Here is a 17,479-nt window from a genome sequence, read left to right as displayed (position 1 = left end):
GTCGGACATTGACGAAAATCAGCGATCGCGCAGGGCGCGATTCAGGGCTTCCACGACAACCCACAGGCCAGGCACAGGCATGACAATCCACAGACTCCAGCTCGCGCACATCACCAAGCGCTATCCCGCGGTGGTCGCCAACAGCGACGTATCGCTCACCGTCGGTCCCGGCGAGACCCACGCGGTGCTCGGCGAGAACGGCGCCGGCAAATCCACGCTGATGAAGATCATCTACGGCTCGGTCAAGCCGGACGAAGGCAGCGTGATGTTCAACGGCCAGCCGGCCAACATCCGCAACCCGCAGGAGGCGAGGGCGCTGGGCATCAGCATGGTGTTCCAGCACTTCAGCCTGTTCGACACGCTGACCGTGGCCGAGAACGTCTGGCTCGGGCTCGACAAGAGCCTGGCGCTGGCCGAGGTGGCGCGGCGCATCACGGCCAAGGCCGGCGAGTACGGGCTGGACATCGATCCCTCGCGCCCGGTCCACACGCTGTCGGTCGGCGAGATGCAGCGCGTCGAGATCATCCGCGCGCTGCTCACCGATCCCAAGCTGCTGATCCTCGACGAGCCGACCTCGGTGCTGACGCCGCAAGCGGTGGTCAAGCTCTTCGTGGTGCTGAAGAAGCTCGCCTCCGAAGGCTGCAGCATCCTCTACATCAGCCACAAGCTGCACGAGATCCGCGAGCTGTGCACCGCCTGCACCGTGCTGCGCGGCGGCAAGGTGACGGGCGTGTGCAACCCGCAGAACGAATCCAACGAGTCGCTGTCGCGGCTGATGATCGGCGCCGAGCCGCCGCCGCTGCAGCACCGGCCGGTGCGCGCGGGCGCGGTGGCGCTGCGCGTCAAGGCGCTGGCGCTGGCGCGCGAGGACCAGTTCGGCGTCGACCTCGACGGCATCTCGCTCGAGGTCAAGGCCGGCGAGGTGGTGGGCATCGCGGGCGTGTCGGGCAATGGCCAGAAGGAACTGCTCTATGCGCTCTCCGGCGAGGACACGCGCGCCGAGCCGGCGATGATCGAAGTGTTCGGCCAGCCGGCAGCGCGCCTGCGGCCGCGACGGCGCCGCGCGCTCGGCGTGCATTTCGTGCCGGAGGAGCGGCTGGGCCGCGGCGCGGTGCCGACGCTGAGCCTGGCGCACAACATGCTGCTCACGCGCAGCAACGCGGTGGGCAAGGGCGGCTGGATCCGTACCGGTGCGCTGCAGCAGCATGCGGCCGGCATCATCCAGCGCTTCAACGTCAAGGCCGGCGGTCCGGGTGCGGCGGCGCGTTCGCTGTCGGGCGGCAATTTGCAGAAGTTCATCGTCGGCCGCGAGATCGATGCCAATCCGAAGATCTTCATCGTCTCGCAGCCGACCTGGGGCGTGGACGTGGGCGCCGCGGCGCTGATCCGCGGCGAGATCCTCGCGCTGCGTGACGCCGGCTGCGCGGTGCTGGTGGTGAGCGAGGAGCTCGACGAGCTGTTCGAGATCAGCGATCGCCTCTATGTCATCGCCAAGGGCCGGCTCTCGCCGTCCATCGACCGCGCCGCGGCCACGGTGCCGCAGATCGGCGAATGGATGAGCGGCCTGTGGGACGCCTCGTCGCCACGCCGCGCCGACACGAACACGGAGGTGGCCCATGCTTAAGCTCGAACCCCGCCCGCAACTGTCGCGCTTCTGGAGCTACGCCTCGCCGATCCTGGCGCTGCTGGTCACGGTGGTGATCGGCATGGTGCTGTTCGCGCTGCTCGGCAAGGATCCCGTCAAGGGCCTCTTGGTCTTCTTCTGGGAACCGATCAAGAGCGGCTATGCGCTGGGCGAGCTGATGGTCAAGGCGACGCCGCTCCTGATCATCGCGCTCGGGCTGGCCGTGTGCTTTCGCGCCAACGTGTGGAACATCGGTGCCGAAGGGCAGTACGTGTTCGGCGCCATCGTGGCCGGCGGCGTGGCCTTGCTGGCCGACAAGAACACCGGCCCCTGGATCGTGGTCCCGATTCTGTTCGCGGGCATCCTCGGCGGCATGGTATGGGCCGGCATCACCGCCTTCCTGCGCGACAAGTTCAATGCCAACGAGATCCTGGTGAGCCTGATGCTGGTGTACGTGGCGATCCTGCTGCTGGGCTACATGGTCGCCGGGCCGTGGAAGGATCCGCACGGCTACAACTTCCCGCAGAGCAAGACCTTCGAGGCGGTGACGCAGATCCCGCGCCTCATGAAGGGCTCGCGCGTGAGCATCGGGCTGATCATCGCGCTGTGCGGCGCGGGTGCGCTGTGGGTGTTCCTGTTCCGCACGCGCGCCGGCTTCGCGCAGCAGGTCGGCGGCCTCGCGCCGGCGGCGGCGCGCTATGCGGGCTTCTCGGCGCGGCGCGCGGTGTGGATCGCGCTGCTGACTTCGGGCGGCGCGGCCGGCCTCGCGGGCGCGCTCGAAGTCGCGGGCCCGATCGGCCAGCTCACGCCCTACCTGCCGGCGGGCTACGGCTTTGCCGCGATCATCGTCGCCTTCGTCGGGCGGCTGCATCCGGTGGGCATGATCTTCTCGGCGATCCTGATGAGCATGTTCTACATCGGCGGCGAACTCGCGCAGTCGCGGCTCGGGCTGCCGAAGTCGCTGACGGGCGTGTTCCAGGGGCTGCTGCTGTTCACGCTGCTGGCCTGCGACACGCTGATCGTGTATCGGCTCAAGCGCAAGGCGGAGCCCAAGGCGCTGCCGGCTGCGGCCGCGGCATCCGGTACTTCGTCGCTGCAGGCCAGCACGCCGCTCACCGCACCGGTGCCCGTAGCTCAAGTCACGACCGAAGGAGCCGTCTGATCATGGAATCCTACGCACTCCTCATCGGCTCGATGCTGAGCGCCGGCACGGTGCTGGCGATCGCGGCGCTGGGCCTCCTGATCAACGAGAAGGCCGGCATCGTCAACCTCGGCGCCGAGGGCATCATGCTGTGCGCCGCGATCGCCGGCTTCGCCACCGTGGTCGTCACGCACAGCACCTGGCTCGGCTTTCTGGCCGGCATGGCGGCCGGCGCGCTGCTGGCGGCCTTCTTCGGCGTGCTGGTGATCTGGCTCAACACCAACCAGTACGCGACCGGGCTCGCGCTGAGCCTGTTCGGCGTCGGCTTCTCGGCCTTCGCGGGCATCAACTTCGTGCAGGCCAAGCTGCCCGAGAGCGTGTCCTATGCGCTGCCGGTGCTGGGCGACATCCCGCTCATCGGGCCGGCGCTGTTCCGGCACCATCCGATGGTGTATTTCGCGGTGGCGCTGACCTTCGGGCTGGTCTGGTTCCTGTACCGCACGCGCGCCGGGCTGGTGCTGCGCTCGGTGGGCGAGTCGCCCGAGTCGGCGCATGCGCTGGGCTACCCGGTGCGGCGCATCCGCTTGATGGCGGTGATCGCCGGCGGCGCGCTGTGCGGGCTCGCGGGCGCCTACCTGTCGACGGTCTACACGCCGCTGTGGGTCGAAGGCATGGTGGCCGGCCGCGGCTGGATCGCGCTGGCGCTCACCACCTTCGCGACCTGGCGGCCGATCCGCGTGCTGCTCGGCGCCTACCTGTTCGGCGGCGTCTCGATGCTCGGCTTCTACCTGCAGAGCACCGGCATCAACGTGCCCAGCCAGTTCCTGAGCATGCTGACCTACATCGCGCCGATCGTGGTGCTGGCGCTGATCTCCCGCAACCCCGCGTTCATCCGCATCAACATGCCGGCGTCGATAGGGAAACCGTTCTACCCCGGCTCATAATCGCGTTTCGTTTTCGTGCTCCGCAACCTGTCCTTCGAGGATTCGACAATGACTGATCTGAACAAGCGTTCCCTGCTCAAGCTGGCTGCCCTCACGGCGGTCGCCTCGGCCGCCCTCGTGGGCTGCGGCAAGAAGGACGAGGCGGCGGCACCGGCCGCGGCGCCCGCCGCCCCGGCACCGACCGCCGCCGCAGCGCCTGCGCCCGCTGCCGCGCCGCTGAACATCGCGTTCGCCTACGTCGGCCCGGTCGGCGACGGCGGCTGGTCCTTCGCGCACGACAAGGCGCGCAAGGCGCTCGAGAAGGAATTCGGCGACAAGATCAAGACCACCTTCGTCGAGAGCGTGCCCGAGGGCGCCGACGCCGAGCGCGTGTTCCGCGACTTCGTGAGCCAGGGCAACAAGCTGATCTTCGGCACCACCTTCGGCTACATGGAGCCGATGCTCAAGGTCGCCGCCGACAGCAAGGACGTGAAGTTCGAGCACGCCACCGGCTACAAGACGGCCGAGAACATGCGTACCTACGACAGCCGCACCTACGAGGGGGCTTACATGGCCGGCATCGTTGCGGGTTCGATGACCAAGACCAACACGCTCGGCGTCGTCGGGTCGGTGCCGATCCCCGAGGTGCTGCGCAACATCAACAGCTTCACGCTGGGTGCGCAGTCGGTCAATCCGAAGATCACGACCAAGGTGGTGTGGGTCAACGAATGGTTCAGCCCGCCGAAGGAGACCGAGGCCGCCACGGCGCTGATCAACGGCGGTGCCGACGTGCTGTTCCAGAACACCGATTCGCCGGCCGTGCTGAAGACGGCCCAGGAAAAGGGCAAGCGCGCCTTCGGCTGGGATTCGGACATGACCGCCTACGGCCCGAAGGCCCACCTGGCCTCGGCCGTGATCAACTGGACGCCGTACTACATCAAGGCCACGCAGGACGTGCTCGACGGCAAGTGGGCCACGGGCCAGAGCTGGTGGGGCGTGAAGGAAGGCGCGATCGACCTGGTGTCGATCGCCGACGACGTGCCGGCTGAGGCCAAGGCCAAGGTCGACGAAGTCAAGAAGGGCCTGAAGGATGGCACTTTTTCGATCTGGAAGGGCCCGATCGTCGGCCAGGACGGCAAGGAAGTGGTCGCCAAGGACGCGGTGGCGGACGACAAGTTCCTGACCAGCATCAACTTCTACGTCAAGGGTGTCGAAGGTACGGTTCCCGGAGACAAGAAGTAATTTTTCCTTGATCCTTCGAGGGCCGCTTTCGGGCGGCCCTTTTTCATTCTGGAGAACCCGCGATGACCGCCGTCAAACCCGTTGCGATCGAACGCCTGCCCGCACTGCTGCGCGCGATGCCCAAGGCCGAACTGCACATCCACATCGAAGGCTCGCTGGAGCCCGAGCTGATCTTCGCGCTGGCGCAGCGCAATGGCGTGGCGATTCCGTACGCGAGCGTGGAGGATCTGCGCCGCGCCTATGCCTTCACCAACCTGCAGAGCTTTCTCGACATCTACTACGCCGGCGCGAGCGTGCTGCTGAAAGAGCAGGATTTCTACGACATGGCCTGGGCGTATCTCGAACGCGCCGCGGCCGACCAGGTGCTGCGCACCGAGATGTTCTTCGACCCGCAGACGCACACCGCGCGCGGCGTCGCGATGCAGACGGTGATCGACGGGCTGCACCGCGCCTGCGTCGAGGCCAAGGCCGGGCTGGGTGTCGATGCGGCGCTGATCCTGTGCTTCCTGCGCCATCTGAGCGAGGAAGACGCCTTCGCCACGCTCGAACAGGCGCTGCCGTTTCGCGACAAGTTCATCGGCGTCGGCCTCGATTCGAGCGAGCTCGGCCATCCGCCCGAGAAGTTCGCGCGCGTGTTCGCGCGCTGCCGCGAACTGGGCCTGCACCTCGTCGCGCATGCGGGCGAGGAAGGGCCGCCGGCCTATGTGTGGAGCGCGCTCGACGTGCTCAAGGTCGAGCGCATCGACCACGGCGTGCAGAGCGTGCACGACGCGGCATTGATGAAGCGGCTCGCGCAGGACCGCATTCCGCTCACCGTGTGCCCGCTGTCGAATCTCAAGCTCTGCGTGTTCCCCGACCTCGCGCAGCACAACCTGCGGGCCTTGCTCGATGCCGGCCTGGTCGCCACCGTCAACTCGGACGACCCGGCCTACTTCGGCGGTTACATGAACCAGAATTTCACCGAGACCTTCGCCGCCACCGGGCTCACGGCGCAGCATGCCTGGCAACTGGCGGCCAACAGCTTCGAGGGCAGCTTCGCCGAGGCAGCCGCCAAGCGCGCCTATGTCGACCGGCTCAACGACGTGTTCGAAGTTTTCACCTGAATCGGCCGCATCGGCGTTCGCCACGCCGGCCGTTAAAATGCCACCCAGGCGCTGCTGCCCCGCAGCGCCTGTTTTCATTTCAGGGGCCATGTAGAGGACCACCATGTACAAAAACCTCGCAGCCGCGTTCGCGGCCGCTTGTTGCATTTCATCCGCCTTTTCCCAGTCCGCGCCGGCGGCCCCGCCGCTGAAGATCGGCTTCGTCTATGTCGCGCCCATCACCGATGCCGGCTGGGTGCGCCAGCACGAGGAAGGCCGTCAGGCCGTCGAGGCCGCGCTGCCCGGCCGCGTGAAGACCACCTACGTCGAGAACGTGCCCGAGGGGCCGGACGCCGAGCGCGTGATCCGCGATCTTGCCCGCCAGGGCAACAAGCTGATCTTCACGCCGAGCTTCGGCTACATGGAGCCGACGCTCAAGGTGGCGCGCGATTTCCCCGACGTGAAGTTCGAGTCGATCACCGGCTACAAGACCGCGCCCAACGTCGCGACCGCCAATGCGCGCTATTACGAAGGCCGCTACCTTGCGGGCATCGCCGCGGGCCGCATGACGAAGACCCATGTCGCGGGCTATGTCGCGGGCTTTCCGATCCCCGAGGTGCTGCAGGGCATCAATGCCTTCACGCTCGGCATGCGCTCGGTCGATCCGAAGGCGGTGGTCAAGGTGGTGTGGCTGGACGCCTGGTTCGATCCACCGAAGGAGCGCGATGCCGCCATGACGCTGTTCGACCAGGGCGTCGACGTGATCTCCTTCCACACCGGCTCGACCGCGGTGATGGCCGCGGCGCAGGAGCGCGGCAAGATGGCCGTGGCCTATCACTCGGACATGCGCAAGGTCGCGCCCGATGCGCAGATCATCGCCGTCACGCACCAGTGGGGCGGCTACTACACGCAGCGCGCGCGCGCCGTGCTCGACGGCACCTGGAAGAGCGGCGATGTCTGGGGTGGCGTCAAGGAAGGGATGATCCGCGTCGGCGACTTCGGGCCGAAGGTGCCGAAGGCGGTGCAGCAGGAGGTGCTGGCGCGCCAGCAGGACATCGCCGCCGGGCGGCTGCAGCCCTTTCGCGCCGTGACGGACGTGCGCGACAACGAGGGACACGTCGTGATCCCGAAGGGCGGCGCGCTCAGCGACGCGCAGATCCTGCAGATGAACTGGCTGGTCGAGGGCGTGCAGGGGCGCATCGCACGCCGTGCGGGCTGAGCCGGGCGCTGCGGCGCCGCGGCCTCGGCGGCCCCCTCAGTGCACGAAGCCGCGCTCGCGCGTGAAGTAGCGGCTGTCGGCCGACAGCGCCCTGATGCGCACGGCCGGCTGTCCCGCGTAGAGCGAGAGCTCCTCGGTGTGCGCCTTGTTGAGCACCGAGGCGGCACCGAGCACGCAGCGGTCGGGCAGGGCGGCACCGCCCAGCACGGTGACGCGCGTACCGATGAGGCAATAGGCGCCGATGCGGATCGGCTTGCAGTCCTGCCGTCCGTCGACCACGTTGATGCCGTGCGTGATCAGCTGCGAGTGGTAGCCGGCGAGCGTGGTGTAGTCGCCGATCTCGACGCGGTCGGTGCAGTCGATGATGTGCGACTTGGTGATGGCCGCGTGCGCGCCGACCACCAGCGTGGGATCGCGGTCGGCCCGGTGGGTGAAGTGGGCGCCGTCCGGCGAGTGGCCGGTGATCCAGTTCGAGCGGTTGATGATCGAGTGTTCGCCGCACTCCAGCCGGCCCAGGTGGATCGCGACATTGAAGTGGCCGATGAAGGCACGCTCGGCCATCACCAGCTCGCCCGGGAAGACATAGGAGAGCCCGATGCGTGCCGTCTCTGCGAGCTGATAGCCCCAGAACCGCTGCAGGGCCCAGCGCTTGAGCGTCCAGGGCAGGATCACCACGGCCAGCGCCAGCAGCCTCTTCATCTTCATCGGCCGTCCTTGCGCGCGTCGACCAGGCGGCGGTAGATCGCGACGTAGTTCGATGCCATCTGCGCGGCCGTGTAGCCGGCCGCATTCTCCAGGCCCAGCCTGCGCATCTCGGGCAGCCGCGGCGCGGCGCGCTCGATCGCCTCGGCGATGGCCGCCGGGTCCTTGGGGTCGATGTAGACGGCGCCGGGGCCGCCGATCTCGTTCATCGGCGCGAGGTCGGAGGTGAAGACCGGGCAGCCGCAGGCCTGGGCCTCGATCACCGGCCAGCCGAAGCCTTCCTGCAGCGAGGGAAAGAGCAATGCGGTGGCACTGGCGTAGAGCGCGCGCAGTTCTTCGTGCGAGACGTTCTTCACCGTGTCGATGCGATCGGCGAGGCCGTGCTGCTGCACCAGCTCGGCCAGTGAAGGCTCCAGCGACGGGCCGACGAAGAGCAGCCGCTGAACGACGGCCGGCGTGCCGCTGGCGGCGGCGCGCTGCTGAAGCGCGATGAAGGCCTGGACCACGGTGCGGCGGTTCTTGCGCGGCAGGTCCATGCCGACGTGGATCAGGAACCGGTCCTGTGGCGAGAGGCCGAAGCGGGCGATCAGGCGAGCGGCTTCGTCGGGCGCGACCGGTGTGAAATCATCGTTGAGCCCGTTCAGCACCGTCGTGATCCTGTGCGAATCGACGATGTGAAGCGCCAGCAGCGCGCGCTGCGTCAGGTGCGAGACGCAGGCCACCAGCTCGGCCTTGCCCAGCCCGCGGGCGATCAGCCGCTGGAACAGCCTGCCGCTCCAGCCGACCTGCCAGCCCTCGACCATGCCCAGCGAAGCCTCCACGGCGATGACGTCGTGGCAGGTGACGAGGTTGGCCTTGCGCTGCACCCAGGGCACGTACATGGCATTGGAGTGGTCGCAGATGTGCACCACGTCGGCCCAGCGCAGCGCCGCCGCGAGCGCCGGGCGGAAGAGGACGAACTTGTCCACATAGCCGAGCCACTTCCACAGCCGGGATGCACGGGACACGCGCAACGCGTGCTGCGCCGGCGTGAGCACGCGCAGTTCGCAGCCCAGGCGCGGCAGTTCGCGTTCGAGAACTCGCTTGAAAGCCTGCATGCTGGTCTGGCCGTCCGGCAGATAGTTGCCGATGAGGAGCACTTTCATCGCTGGGGCAGGCTCCTCGCCGCGTCGCGTGGGTTCATGGAGTTTCCTAAGGTGGCGGCATTATGTTCGAGAGGGCGGCCGCATTCGGCGCGCATGCCATTGTCCGGGGCTTCAGGCGGCGCGCAGGCGTGCACAAGGACCGCCTTCCGGCAATTCTTTGCATGCAGCTGTGCCGGCCATATAAAGTCCATACGCGTGCGCGCATCGCGTGACGATCCGATTGGCTTACCCTCCGTGTCCATGCAAGCGTACCGTGCCTCACTTCTGCGATTCGACGATACCGGCCGGCCGGTCTTTGACGAGGACGGCCTGCTGGTGGTCGGACCGGACGCGGCCGGCCGCCAGCGCGTGCAGGACGCCGGTGCGTACGCAACGGTTGCGGCCCGTCATCCGGGCGTGGCCGTCACCCACTGGCCGGGCCGCATCCTGGCGCCGGGCTTCGTGGACATGCACATCCACTTCCCGCAGACCGACATCATCGGCGCGCCGTCGGACGGCCTCCTGCCCTGGCTCGAGAACTACACCTTCCCGGCCGAGAGCCGCTTCGCCGACCCGGCCCATGCGGCCGAGGTGGCCGAGGTGTTCTTCGACGAGCTGATGCGCAACGGCGTCACCACCTCGCTGACCTTCGCGACCTCGCATCCGGCCTCGGTGCAGGCCTTCTTCGCCTCGGCCAAGCGGCGCCAGCTGCGCATGATCACGGGGAAGGTGTTGCAGGACCGGCATTCACCGGACGGTGTACGCGACGACACTGAACGTAGCCTGACAGACACCGAGGCGCTGATCCGCCAATGGCACAACGTGGACCGGCTGGGCTACGCCATCACGCCGCGTTTCGCGCCCACCAGCACCGATGCCCAGCTGCGCGGCGCCGGCGAACTGGCCGCGAAGTACCCGGACACCTGGGTCCATTCGCACGTCGCCGAGAACAAGGACGAGGTGAAATGGGCACGCGAGCTGTTTCCCAGGGCGCGTTCCTACCTCGACGTCTATGCGGGCTTCGGCCTGATGCGCGAGCGCGCCGTCTACGCGCACTGCATCCACTTCGACGATGACGACCGCCGGCTGATGCGCGAGACGAAGACCGCCACGGCCGTCAGCCCGACCAGCAACCTGTTCCTCGGCAGCGGCTTCTTCGACTTCGAGGGCGCCGACCGCATCGGCTATCGCTATGGCCTGGCCAGCGACGTCGGCGGCGGCACGAGCTTCTGCCCCTTCGCGACCATGCTGGCCGCCTACTACGCGGGCCGCGAGGGCCAGACCAAGCCGGGCATCAGCATCCCGCCCTCGCAGCTCTGGTGGCGCCATACCGCCGGTGCGGCGCACGCGCTGGGGCTCGATGGCGTGGTCGGCAACCTGCAGCCGGGCTGCGAGGCGGATTTCATCGTCATCGACCCGAAGGCCACGCCGCTGCTCGCGCGCAAGACCTCGCTGGCGAACAGCCTCGAGGAACTGCTGTTCTCGATGATCGTGCTGGGGGACGACCGGCTGATCGAGCGCACCGTGATTTCCCAGGCCATCGACGCCTGAGCGCGGCCGGACGGGGTGGACCTGGGCCGCTGCCTAGAATAGCGGCCCCAGGAAGGACCTCAGCATGAGCATCAAGAGCGACAAGTGGATCCGGCGCATGGCCGAGCAGACCGGCATGATCGAGCCCTTCGAACCGGGCCAGATCCGAGAACGGGACGGCCACCGGATCATCAGCTACGGCACCTCGAGCTACGGCTACGACATCCGCTGCGCGCCCGAGTTCAAGGTCTTCACCAACATCCACAGCACGGTGGTCGACCCGAAGAACTTCGACGAGAAGAGCTTCGTCGACATGCACGGCGAGTTCTGCATCATCCCGCCCAACAGTTTCGCGCTGGCGCGCACGGTCGAGTATTTCCGCATCCCGCGCAACGTGCTCACCATCTGCCTGGGCAAAAGCACCTATGCGCGCTGCGGCATCATCGTCAACGTCACGCCCTTCGAACCCGAATGGGAAGGCTACGTCACGCTGGAGTTCAGCAACACCACGCCGCTGCCGGCCAAGATCTATGCGGGCGAGGGTTGCGCCCAGGTGCTGTTCTTCGAAAGCGACGAGGTCTGCGAGACCAGTTACAAGGACCGCGGCGGCAAATATCAAGGGCAACGCGGGGTGACCTTGCCCAAAGCCTGAGGCCGCACACCGGCCCGGTCCTACAGCGCCTTGCGCCCGCCATCACCTGTGCCGCGTGCCGCCGCCCGGCACCATCGCTCCGAGTCCGTGCACGAGGTGCGGCCAAGGAGCGACACGATGTCGATATTGCAGACCCTGCGCGAGGCGCACCCCTACCGCCTGCTGCTGATCGCGACCCTCGCGGTCATCGTGCTGGCCCAGATGGCGGCGATGGCGATGGTCGCCCGCTCGCAGGTGAGCAAGGCGCAGGCCTTCTACGCCGAGGCCGCGCGGACGCAGCCGGCGTCGAAGGCGCCGGCTGCCACCGCCGCCGTCGAGACCGAAGCGCCGTCCGTGCCCTCGACCCCGGTGGCGCCGGCCGGCGTGATGCATGTGGGCTACGTCGTTGCGCGCTGAGCGCGTACCATCCATGCGACGGCCGCGGGGGCGGCACAGGAGATCGTCATGAGATGGGAAGGCAACGAGCAATCCGACAACGTCGAGGACCGCCGCGACGAAGGCGGCGGCGGCGGCGGCGGCTTCGGGCTGCCGATCGGCGGGCGCAGCGTCGGCATCGGCACCGTGGTGGTGGCGCTGATCGCGGGCTGGGTCTTCGGCATCAATCCGCTGACCGTGCTGGGGCTGCTGAGCGGCGGTTCGCCCGCGCCGCAGGTCCAGCAGCAGGGCCCGGCCCACAAGCCGCCGGCCAACGACGAGCAGGCGGCCTTCGTCTCCACCATCCTGAAGAACACCGAGGTGGTCTGGAGCGACATCTTCCAGCGCAGCGGCGAAACCTACACGCCGACGCGGCTGGTGCTGTTTCGCGGCGCCACGCCGACCGCCTGCGGCACCGGCCAGTCGGCGATGGGGCCGTTCTACTGCCCGGGCGACAAGAAGGTCTATATCGACCTCGGCTTCTACGACACCCTCAAGAACCAGCTCGGCGCGCCCGGCGTGTTCGCACAGGCCTACGTCATCGCGCACGAGGTCGGCCACCACGTGCAGGACGAACTGGGCATCACCGCCAAGGTCGACCAGGCGCGCGGGCGCATGAGCCCGACGCAGGCCAATGCGCTCAGCGTGCGGGTCGAACTGCAGGCCGACTGTTTTGCGGGTGTCTGGGCACAGCATTCGCAGGAATCCAAGCACTGGCTGGATCCCGGTGACATCGAGGCGGCCATGAACGCGGCGCAGAAGATCGGCGACGATGCATTGCAGCGCGCCGCCGGCCGTGCCATCGTGCCCGACAGCTTCACCCACGGCACGAGCGCGCAGCGCCAGCGTTGGTTCGGGGCCGGTTACAAGAATGGCAGCATCCAGGATTGCGACACGTTCGGCGCAAAAAGCTTGTAGCTGGACTTGTTGTTCGCCCCCAGGCTTCGCGCACTTCGTGTCGCTTTGCCGACCCCCTGCCGGGGGCGGGCCGGCCGCTTCCGCATGACGGGCGTGGCGGCCCTCTGACAGGTCAATACGGGGCGGTTTCGGGCGGTAACGAGGCTGTCACGCCCCTTTTTTGCGGCGGTGCGACAATGGAGGGCTCAATGACAAGCTCCTTCTCCAATCTTTCCCTGGCCGAACCCCTGGCGCGCGCCGTTGCCGAAATGGGCTACGAGACCATGACGCCGATCCAGGAACAGGCCATTCCGGTGGTGCTGGCAGGCCAGGACGTGATGGGCGCGGCGCAGACCGGCACCGGCAAGACGGCCGCCTTCTCGCTGCCCTTGCTGCAGCGCATGCTCAAGCACGAGAACAGCTCCACCTCGCCCGCGCGCCATCCGGTGCGTGCGCTGGTGCTGCTGCCCACGCGCGAGCTGGCCGATCAGGTCGCGCAGCAGGTCAAGCTCTATGCCAAGTACACCCAGCTGCGCAGCACGGTGGTGTTCGGCGGCATCGACATGAAGCCGCAGACGCTTGAGCTCAAGAAGGGCGTCGAGGTGCTGGTCGCCACGCCGGGCCGGCTGCTGGACCACATCGAGGCCAAGAACGCGGTGCTCAACCAGGTCGAGTACGTGGTGCTCGACGAGGCCGACCGCATGCTCGACATCGGCTTCCTGCCCGACCTTCAGCGCATCCTCTCCTACCTGCCCAAGCAGCGCACCACATTGCTGTTCTCGGCCACCTTCTCGCCCGAGATCAAGCGCCTGGCCGGCAGCTACCTGCAGAACCCGGTCACCGTCGAGGTGGCGCGGCCGAACGAGACGGCCTCCACCGTCGAGCAGCATTTCTACAGCGTCAGCGACGACGACAAGCGCCGGGCATTGAAGCAGATCATTCGCCAGCGCAGCCTCACGCAGGCCTTCGTCTTCGTCAACAGCAAGCTCGGCTGCGCCCGGCTCGCGCGTTCGCTCGAACGCGAGGGCCTGAAGACCACCGCGCTGCACGGCGACAAGAGCCAGGACGAGCGGCTGAAGGCGCTCGCGGCCTTCAAGGCCGGCGAAGTCGACCTGCTGGTGGCCACCGACGTGGCCGCGCGCGGGCTCGACATCAAGGACGTGCCGGCGGTCTTCAACTTCGACATCCCGTTCAACGCCGAAGACTACGTGCACCGCATCGGCCGCACCGGCCGTGCCGGCGCATCGGGCCTGGCCGTGAGTTTCGCCAGCGGCGGCAACGACGTGCGGCTGGTGGCCGACATCGAGAAACTGCTCAAGACCAAGATCGAGCTCGAACCCATCGAGTTCGAGGAAGACCGCCCGCGCGGCCGCATCAACGATGGCCGCCGCCACTGGCGCGACGAAGGCGAGGCCGGCGATGCGCGCGACGTGCTCGACACGCTCGACCGCCCGCGCGAACGCGCCGAGGCCCGGCCGCTGCGTGGCGGTAGCGGTGGCGGCCGCCCGCACCGCGCGCCGAGCGCGCCGCGCGATCCTTTCTTCGAGCAGCCTTACGAAGCGCCCGAGCGCGAGGCCGAGCCGGCCTGGGAGGCCGCTGCCAAGGCCGCGCCGGCGCGGGGCATCTCGAGCAACATCAAGACCAAGCGCAAGGTCGCGGCGCTGTTCAAGACCAGCGAGCCGAGCTGAGTCTTTCGCCAGGCAGGTTGCCGGTCAACCCGGCTTCTGCGCCTCCGGGCACTTCACCTGAATCAGCTCGCGCGCCAGCGGCGTCGCGCCGATGCGCACCGCGCTCAGGCAGCCGCCCCAGACGCAGCCGGTATCGGTCGAGATCAGGTCGGGCCGCGAAACCCAGCCCAGCGTCGACCAGTGGCCGAAGGCGATCGTGGCCGCGGCGCTCGCGCGTCCGGGCACGTCGAACCAGGGCATGAAGCCGTTGGGCGCGGTGCCTGCGCCGTCCTTGCTCTCGAACTCCATCACGCCTTCGGCCGTGCAGAAGCGCAGCCGCGTGAGTGCGTTGACGATCACGCGCAGGCGCATGCTGCCCGTGAGTGCATCGTCCCACTGCGCGGGCTCGTTGCCATACATCGTCTGAAGGAAATCCTCCAGCGCCGGGCCCCGCAGCACCGATTCGACCTCGGCCGCAAATGACAGCGTATCGGCCACGCCCCACTGCGGCAGCACGCCGGCATGCACCATCAGCAGCTCGCCGCCGTCCAGCGTCCGGTGCAGCGCCATGGGCTGGTGGCGCAGCCAGTCGAGCATCGCCTCGCTGTCGGGCGCATCCAGCACGCCCTGCAGCGTGTCCTTGCGGCCGGCCTTGCGCGCGCCGTGGGCGATGCCGAGCAGGTGCAGATCGTGGTTGCCCAGCAGGCTCTGTGCGGCCGCGCCATAGCGCTGCATGCGCCGCAGCACCTCGGCCGATGCCGGACCCCGGTTGACCAGGTCGCCGAGCACGATCAGCGTGTCCCGGCTCGGGGAGAAAGCGAGTTCGTCGAGCAGGCGTTGCAACGCTTCGTCGCAGCCCTGCACGTCACCGATCAAGTAAAGTGCCATGGTCCCCATTCTCTCCCCCCTACATGGATGTTCTCCTGCTGGCCTTGCTGACGACGCTCAATGCGGCGTTCGCGATGTCCGAAATGGCGCTTTCGACCAGCCGCCGGGCACGCCTGATGGCGCTCGCCGAAACCGGAGATGCGGGCGCCGCCGCGGCGCTCAAGCTGATGGAGGATCCGACCCAGTTCCTGTCCAGCGTACAGATCGGCATCACCTCGATCGGCATGCTGAGCGGCATCGTGGGCGAGGCCGCCTTCGCGGCACCGCTTTCGGTCTGGATGGAAACGATCGGCATGGGCGCGCGCACGGCCAGCATTGCGTCGACGGCGGTGGTGGTGAGCTGCATCACCTTCTTCACCATCATCTTCGGCGAGCTCGTTCCCAAGCGCATCGGCCAGCTCTATCCCGAGCCGGTGGCGCGTTTCGTCGCGCGGCCGATGCGCAGCCTCGCCACTGCCGCCAAGCCCTTCGTGCTGCTGCTGTCGGGCGCGACCGCCGCCACGCTGAAGCTGCTGCGCATCGACTCCAACGCGGCGCGCGTCGTGACCGAGGAAGAGATCTCCGCCAGCCTGGAGGAGGGCGTCGATGCCGGCGTCATCGAGATGCACGAGCACCAGATGGTGCGCAATGTGTTCCACCTCGACGACCGCCGACTGTCTTCGCTGATGATTCCGCGCGCCGACATCGAATGGCTCGAAGCCTCCTTCACCGTCGCACAGGCGCTGCAGCAGGTGTCGGCCGCGGGCGCGCTCAATCTCGTCCACTCCTGGTATCCGGTGTGCCGCAATTCGCTCGACGACGTGACCGGCGTGATCAGCGTCGCGCACTTGCTCACGCTCGGCACCGCGCATGCCGAAGCCATCGAGCACGCGACGCAGCCGGCCGTGTTCGTGCCGGAGACGCTGACCGGCATGGAACTGCTCGAACAGTTCCGCGAGCGCGCCGGCCGCCTGGTGTTCGTGGTCGACGAATACGGCGTGGTGCAGGGCTTGATGACGCCGCGCGACCTGCTCGAGGCCATCACTGGCGAACTGCAGGTCGCCACCCACGCCGAGGCCTGGGCTCGCGAACGTGACGATGGCGTGTGGGAGCTTGACGGTCTGATGCCGGTGTCCGAGCTGCGCGCGCGGCTCGGCATCCGCGAGCTGCCCGAGGAAGAGCGCGGACGTTACAACACCGTCGCCGGCCTGTTGATGTTCGTCTCGGGGCATCTGCCTGCCGCCGGCGAGCGCATCGAATGCGCGGGCTGGTGCTTCGAGGTGGTGGCGCTCGACGGCAAGCGCATCGACCGCGTGCTGGCCTACCCCGACGCCAGCGCCGACGACCTCGCGCCCTGAGCGCGGCGCAGCGCTCGCGCGCTCAGCCCGGCGAGCCCGATGCGGAGGCCGGCTGCACGCGCTCCTGGGCCGTCACCATCCGCGTCATGCGCCGGCCGTCGCGCAGCAGCGAAACCTGGACCGCATGCCCGATGCGGTCCGCGTTGAGGAGGCGCAGCAGGTCGTCGGCACCGGCGACCATGATCCCATCGAGCGCCACGATGATGTCGCCGACGCGCAGGCCGGCGAGCTCCGCCGGGCCGCCGGCCATCACTTCGCCCACGCGCACGCCATGCGCGCCCGACTGGGTGGCGAGTGCGATGCGCCGCGCCAGCGGCACCGTCTGCGCCGCGATGCCGAGGTGGGCGCGCCGCACCCGGCCGTGGGCGATGAACTCGCCGATCACGAAGCGCGCCGTGTTGCTGGACACCGCGAACGCGAGGCCTTGCGCGCCCGCGATCATCGCGGTGTTGATGCCGACCACCCGGCCCGATGCCGCCACCAGCGGGCCGCCGGAATTGCCCGGATTGAGCGCGGCATCGGTCTGGATCACATCGTCGATCAGGCGGCCGCTCTGCGAACGCAGCGAGCGCCCCAGCGCCGACACGATGCCGGCCGTCACTGTCGACTCGAAGCCCAGCGGATTGCCGATGCCCACCACCAGGTGCCCGCGCTTGAGCACCTTGGAATCCTCCAGCACGGCCGCCACCGCGCCGCGCGGCAGTTCGGCGCGCAGCAGGGCCAGGTCGGTGGCGGGATCGTCGCCGAGCACCTCGGCATCGGTGTCGCCGCCTTCCGCCATGCCCAGCCGCACGCGCCGTGTGCCGGCGACGACGTGGCTGTTGGTCAGCACCAGCCCGTCGCCGGCGATGACCACGCCGGAGCCGAGTCCGCCGCGCCGGCCGGGCCGGCGGCTTTCCACGCGGACCACGGCCGGCCCGACCTGGTCGGCCACCGCGGAAACCACGCGCGAGTAGGCATCGAGCGGCGCTTCGTCGCCGGCCTCGGGTGCGCCCTCTGGCGGCGCGGTGCTGTGCGTTGCGTCGAACATGGATTCC

The 17,479-nt window shown here is 68.3% G+C and carries 16 protein-coding genes; 12 read left to right on the top strand and 4 right to left on the bottom strand.

The genetic code is table 11. The features are described from left to right. Positions 1 to 79 precede the first annotated feature (79 nt). From WDLP6_RS18560 to WDLP6_RS18535, 6 genes are all read left to right on the top strand, one after another. A complete protein-coding gene (locus WDLP6_RS18560) occupies positions 80 to 1,624 on the top strand; it encodes an ABC transporter ATP-binding protein (RefSeq protein ID WP_162593536.1) in 1,545 nt (514 codons plus the stop codon). Further along, positions 1,617 to 2,786: an ABC transporter permease gene (locus WDLP6_RS18555; protein WP_162593535.1), complete on the top strand. Its 1,170-nt coding sequence runs from the start codon at positions 1,617 to 1,619 to the stop codon at positions 2,784 to 2,786. Before WDLP6_RS18560 ends, WDLP6_RS18555 begins: the two co-directional genes overlap by 8 nt. 2 nt (positions 2,787 to 2,788) lie before the next feature. Further along, positions 2,789 to 3,709, top strand: coding sequence for an ABC transporter permease (locus tag WDLP6_RS18550; RefSeq protein WP_162568632.1), 921 nt, complete (start codon positions 2,789 to 2,791; stop codon positions 3,707 to 3,709). A gap of 48 nt (positions 3,710 to 3,757) precedes the next feature. Further along, positions 3,758 to 4,930: a BMP family ABC transporter substrate-binding protein gene (locus WDLP6_RS18545; RefSeq protein WP_162593534.1), complete on the top strand. Its 1,173-nt coding sequence runs from the start codon at positions 3,758 to 3,760 to the stop codon at positions 4,928 to 4,930. A 62-nt stretch (positions 4,931 to 4,992) separates the two neighbouring features. Further along, on the top strand, positions 4,993 to 6,033 hold the full coding sequence (locus WDLP6_RS18540; RefSeq protein WP_162593533.1) for an adenosine deaminase: 1,041 nt from the start codon (positions 4,993 to 4,995) through the stop codon (positions 6,031 to 6,033). A gap of 103 nt (positions 6,034 to 6,136) precedes the next feature. Next, entirely contained in the window at positions 6,137 to 7,231 is a 1,095-nt protein-coding gene (locus tag WDLP6_RS18535; protein WP_162593532.1) for a BMP family ABC transporter substrate-binding protein, read from the top strand. Positions 7,232 to 7,267: 36 nt separating this feature from the next. On the opposite strand, the gene WDLP6_RS18530 is transcribed toward WDLP6_RS18535, so the two are convergent. Next, positions 7,268 to 7,936: an acyltransferase gene (locus WDLP6_RS18530; protein ID WP_197910169.1), complete on the bottom strand. Its 669-nt coding sequence runs from the start codon at positions 7,934 to 7,936 to the stop codon at positions 7,268 to 7,270. Next, positions 7,933 to 9,078 carry a glycosyltransferase family 4 protein gene (locus tag WDLP6_RS18525; protein WP_162593531.1) on the bottom strand — a complete coding sequence of 382 codons (1,146 nt, stop codon included), beginning with the start codon at positions 9,076 to 9,078 and terminating at the stop codon, positions 7,933 to 7,935. Before WDLP6_RS18525 ends, WDLP6_RS18530 begins: the two co-directional genes overlap by 4 nt. A gap of 240 nt (positions 9,079 to 9,318) precedes the next feature. On the opposite strand from WDLP6_RS18525, the gene guaD reads away from it, so the two are divergent. The 5 genes from guaD (at position 9,319) to WDLP6_RS18500 (ending at position 14,238) form a co-directional block, all read left to right on the top strand. Further along, on the top strand, positions 9,319 to 10,608 hold the full coding sequence (gene guaD, locus WDLP6_RS18520) for a guanine deaminase (protein WP_162595150.1): 1,290 nt from the start codon (positions 9,319 to 9,321) through the stop codon (positions 10,606 to 10,608). A 64-nt stretch (positions 10,609 to 10,672) separates the two neighbouring features. Continuing rightward, the gene (gene dcd, locus WDLP6_RS18515; RefSeq protein WP_162568628.1) at positions 10,673 to 11,239 is read left to right on the top strand and encodes a dCTP deaminase; all 567 of its coding nucleotides are present in this window, start codon (positions 10,673 to 10,675) and stop codon (positions 11,237 to 11,239) included. A gap of 117 nt (positions 11,240 to 11,356) precedes the next feature. Then, a complete protein-coding gene (locus WDLP6_RS18510) occupies positions 11,357 to 11,635 on the top strand; it encodes a hypothetical protein (protein WP_162593530.1) in 279 nt (92 codons plus the stop codon). Between the two features lie 48 nt (positions 11,636 to 11,683). Further along, positions 11,684 to 12,571, top strand: coding sequence for a KPN_02809 family neutral zinc metallopeptidase (ypfJ, locus tag WDLP6_RS18505; RefSeq protein ID WP_162593529.1), 888 nt, complete (start codon positions 11,684 to 11,686; stop codon positions 12,569 to 12,571). A 188-nt stretch (positions 12,572 to 12,759) separates the two neighbouring features. Then, positions 12,760 to 14,238, top strand: coding sequence for a DEAD/DEAH box helicase (locus tag WDLP6_RS18500; protein WP_162593528.1), 1,479 nt, complete (start codon positions 12,760 to 12,762; stop codon positions 14,236 to 14,238). Between the two features lie 24 nt (positions 14,239 to 14,262). Here the strand turns inward: WDLP6_RS18500 and WDLP6_RS18495 are convergent, their stop codons facing one another. After that, positions 14,263 to 15,105 carry a symmetrical bis(5'-nucleosyl)-tetraphosphatase gene (locus tag WDLP6_RS18495; RefSeq protein WP_162593527.1) on the bottom strand — a complete coding sequence of 281 codons (843 nt, stop codon included), beginning with the start codon at positions 15,103 to 15,105 and terminating at the stop codon, positions 14,263 to 14,265. A 23-nt stretch (positions 15,106 to 15,128) separates the two neighbouring features. Here WDLP6_RS18495 and WDLP6_RS18490 point away from each other — a divergent pair, with 23 nt between their 5' ends. Continuing rightward, entirely contained in the window at positions 15,129 to 16,442 is a 1,314-nt protein-coding gene (locus WDLP6_RS18490) for a hemolysin family protein (RefSeq protein WP_162593526.1), read from the top strand. Positions 16,443 to 16,464: 22 nt separating this feature from the next. On the opposite strand, the gene WDLP6_RS18485 is transcribed toward WDLP6_RS18490, so the two are convergent. Continuing rightward, positions 16,465 to 17,472, bottom strand: a complete 1,008-nt coding sequence (locus WDLP6_RS18485) for a S1C family serine protease (protein WP_162593525.1) — start codon at positions 17,470 to 17,472, stop codon at positions 16,465 to 16,467. Positions 17,473 to 17,479: the final 7 nt, after the last annotated feature.

The sequence above is a fragment of the Variovorax sp. PBL-E5 genome (assembly GCF_901827185.1).
In the GTDB taxonomy this organism is placed as follows: Bacteria; Pseudomonadota; Gammaproteobacteria; order Burkholderiales; family Burkholderiaceae_C; genus Variovorax.
Note: the sequence above shows the minus strand (reverse complement) of the source record. Positions and strands in the feature narration are given on the sequence as shown.

What these genes read in the sequence shown, in the direction of transcription:
- WDLP6_RS18490 (WP_162593526.1), top strand. Translation starts at nt 15,129, where the DNA reads ATGGATGTTCTCCTGCTGGCCTTGCTGACGACGCTCAATGCGGCGTTC.
- WDLP6_RS18530 (WP_197910169.1), bottom strand. Translation starts at nt 7,936, where the DNA reads ATGAAGATGAAGAGGCTGCTGGCGCTGGCCGTGGTGATCCTGCCCTGG.
- WDLP6_RS18510 (WP_162593530.1), top strand. Translation starts at nt 11,357, where the DNA reads ATGTCGATATTGCAGACCCTGCGCGAGGCGCACCCCTACCGCCTGCTG.
- dcd (WP_162568628.1), top strand. Translation starts at nt 10,673, where the DNA reads ATGAGCATCAAGAGCGACAAGTGGATCCGGCGCATGGCCGAGCAGACC.
- WDLP6_RS18495 (WP_162593527.1), bottom strand. Translation starts at nt 15,105, where the DNA reads ATGGCACTTTACTTGATCGGTGACGTGCAGGGCTGCGACGAAGCGTTG.
- ypfJ (WP_162593529.1), top strand. Translation starts at nt 11,684, where the DNA reads ATGAGATGGGAAGGCAACGAGCAATCCGACAACGTCGAGGACCGCCGC.
- WDLP6_RS18540 (WP_162593533.1), top strand. Translation starts at nt 4,993, where the DNA reads ATGACCGCCGTCAAACCCGTTGCGATCGAACGCCTGCCCGCACTGCTG.
- WDLP6_RS18560 (WP_162593536.1), top strand. Translation starts at nt 80, where the DNA reads ATGACAATCCACAGACTCCAGCTCGCGCACATCACCAAGCGCTATCCC.
- WDLP6_RS18535 (WP_162593532.1), top strand. Translation starts at nt 6,137, where the DNA reads ATGTACAAAAACCTCGCAGCCGCGTTCGCGGCCGCTTGTTGCATTTCA.
- WDLP6_RS18500 (WP_162593528.1), top strand. Translation starts at nt 12,760, where the DNA reads ATGACAAGCTCCTTCTCCAATCTTTCCCTGGCCGAACCCCTGGCGCGC.
- guaD (WP_162595150.1), top strand. Translation starts at nt 9,319, where the DNA reads ATGCAAGCGTACCGTGCCTCACTTCTGCGATTCGACGATACCGGCCGG.
- WDLP6_RS18550 (WP_162568632.1), top strand. Translation starts at nt 2,789, where the DNA reads ATGGAATCCTACGCACTCCTCATCGGCTCGATGCTGAGCGCCGGCACG.
- WDLP6_RS18545 (WP_162593534.1), top strand. Translation starts at nt 3,758, where the DNA reads ATGACTGATCTGAACAAGCGTTCCCTGCTCAAGCTGGCTGCCCTCACG.
- WDLP6_RS18485 (WP_162593525.1), bottom strand. Translation starts at nt 17,472, where the DNA reads ATGTTCGACGCAACGCACAGCACCGCGCCGCCAGAGGGCGCACCCGAG.
- WDLP6_RS18525 (WP_162593531.1), bottom strand. Translation starts at nt 9,078, where the DNA reads ATGAAAGTGCTCCTCATCGGCAACTATCTGCCGGACGGCCAGACCAGC.
- WDLP6_RS18555 (WP_162593535.1), top strand. Translation starts at nt 1,617, where the DNA reads ATGCTTAAGCTCGAACCCCGCCCGCAACTGTCGCGCTTCTGGAGCTAC.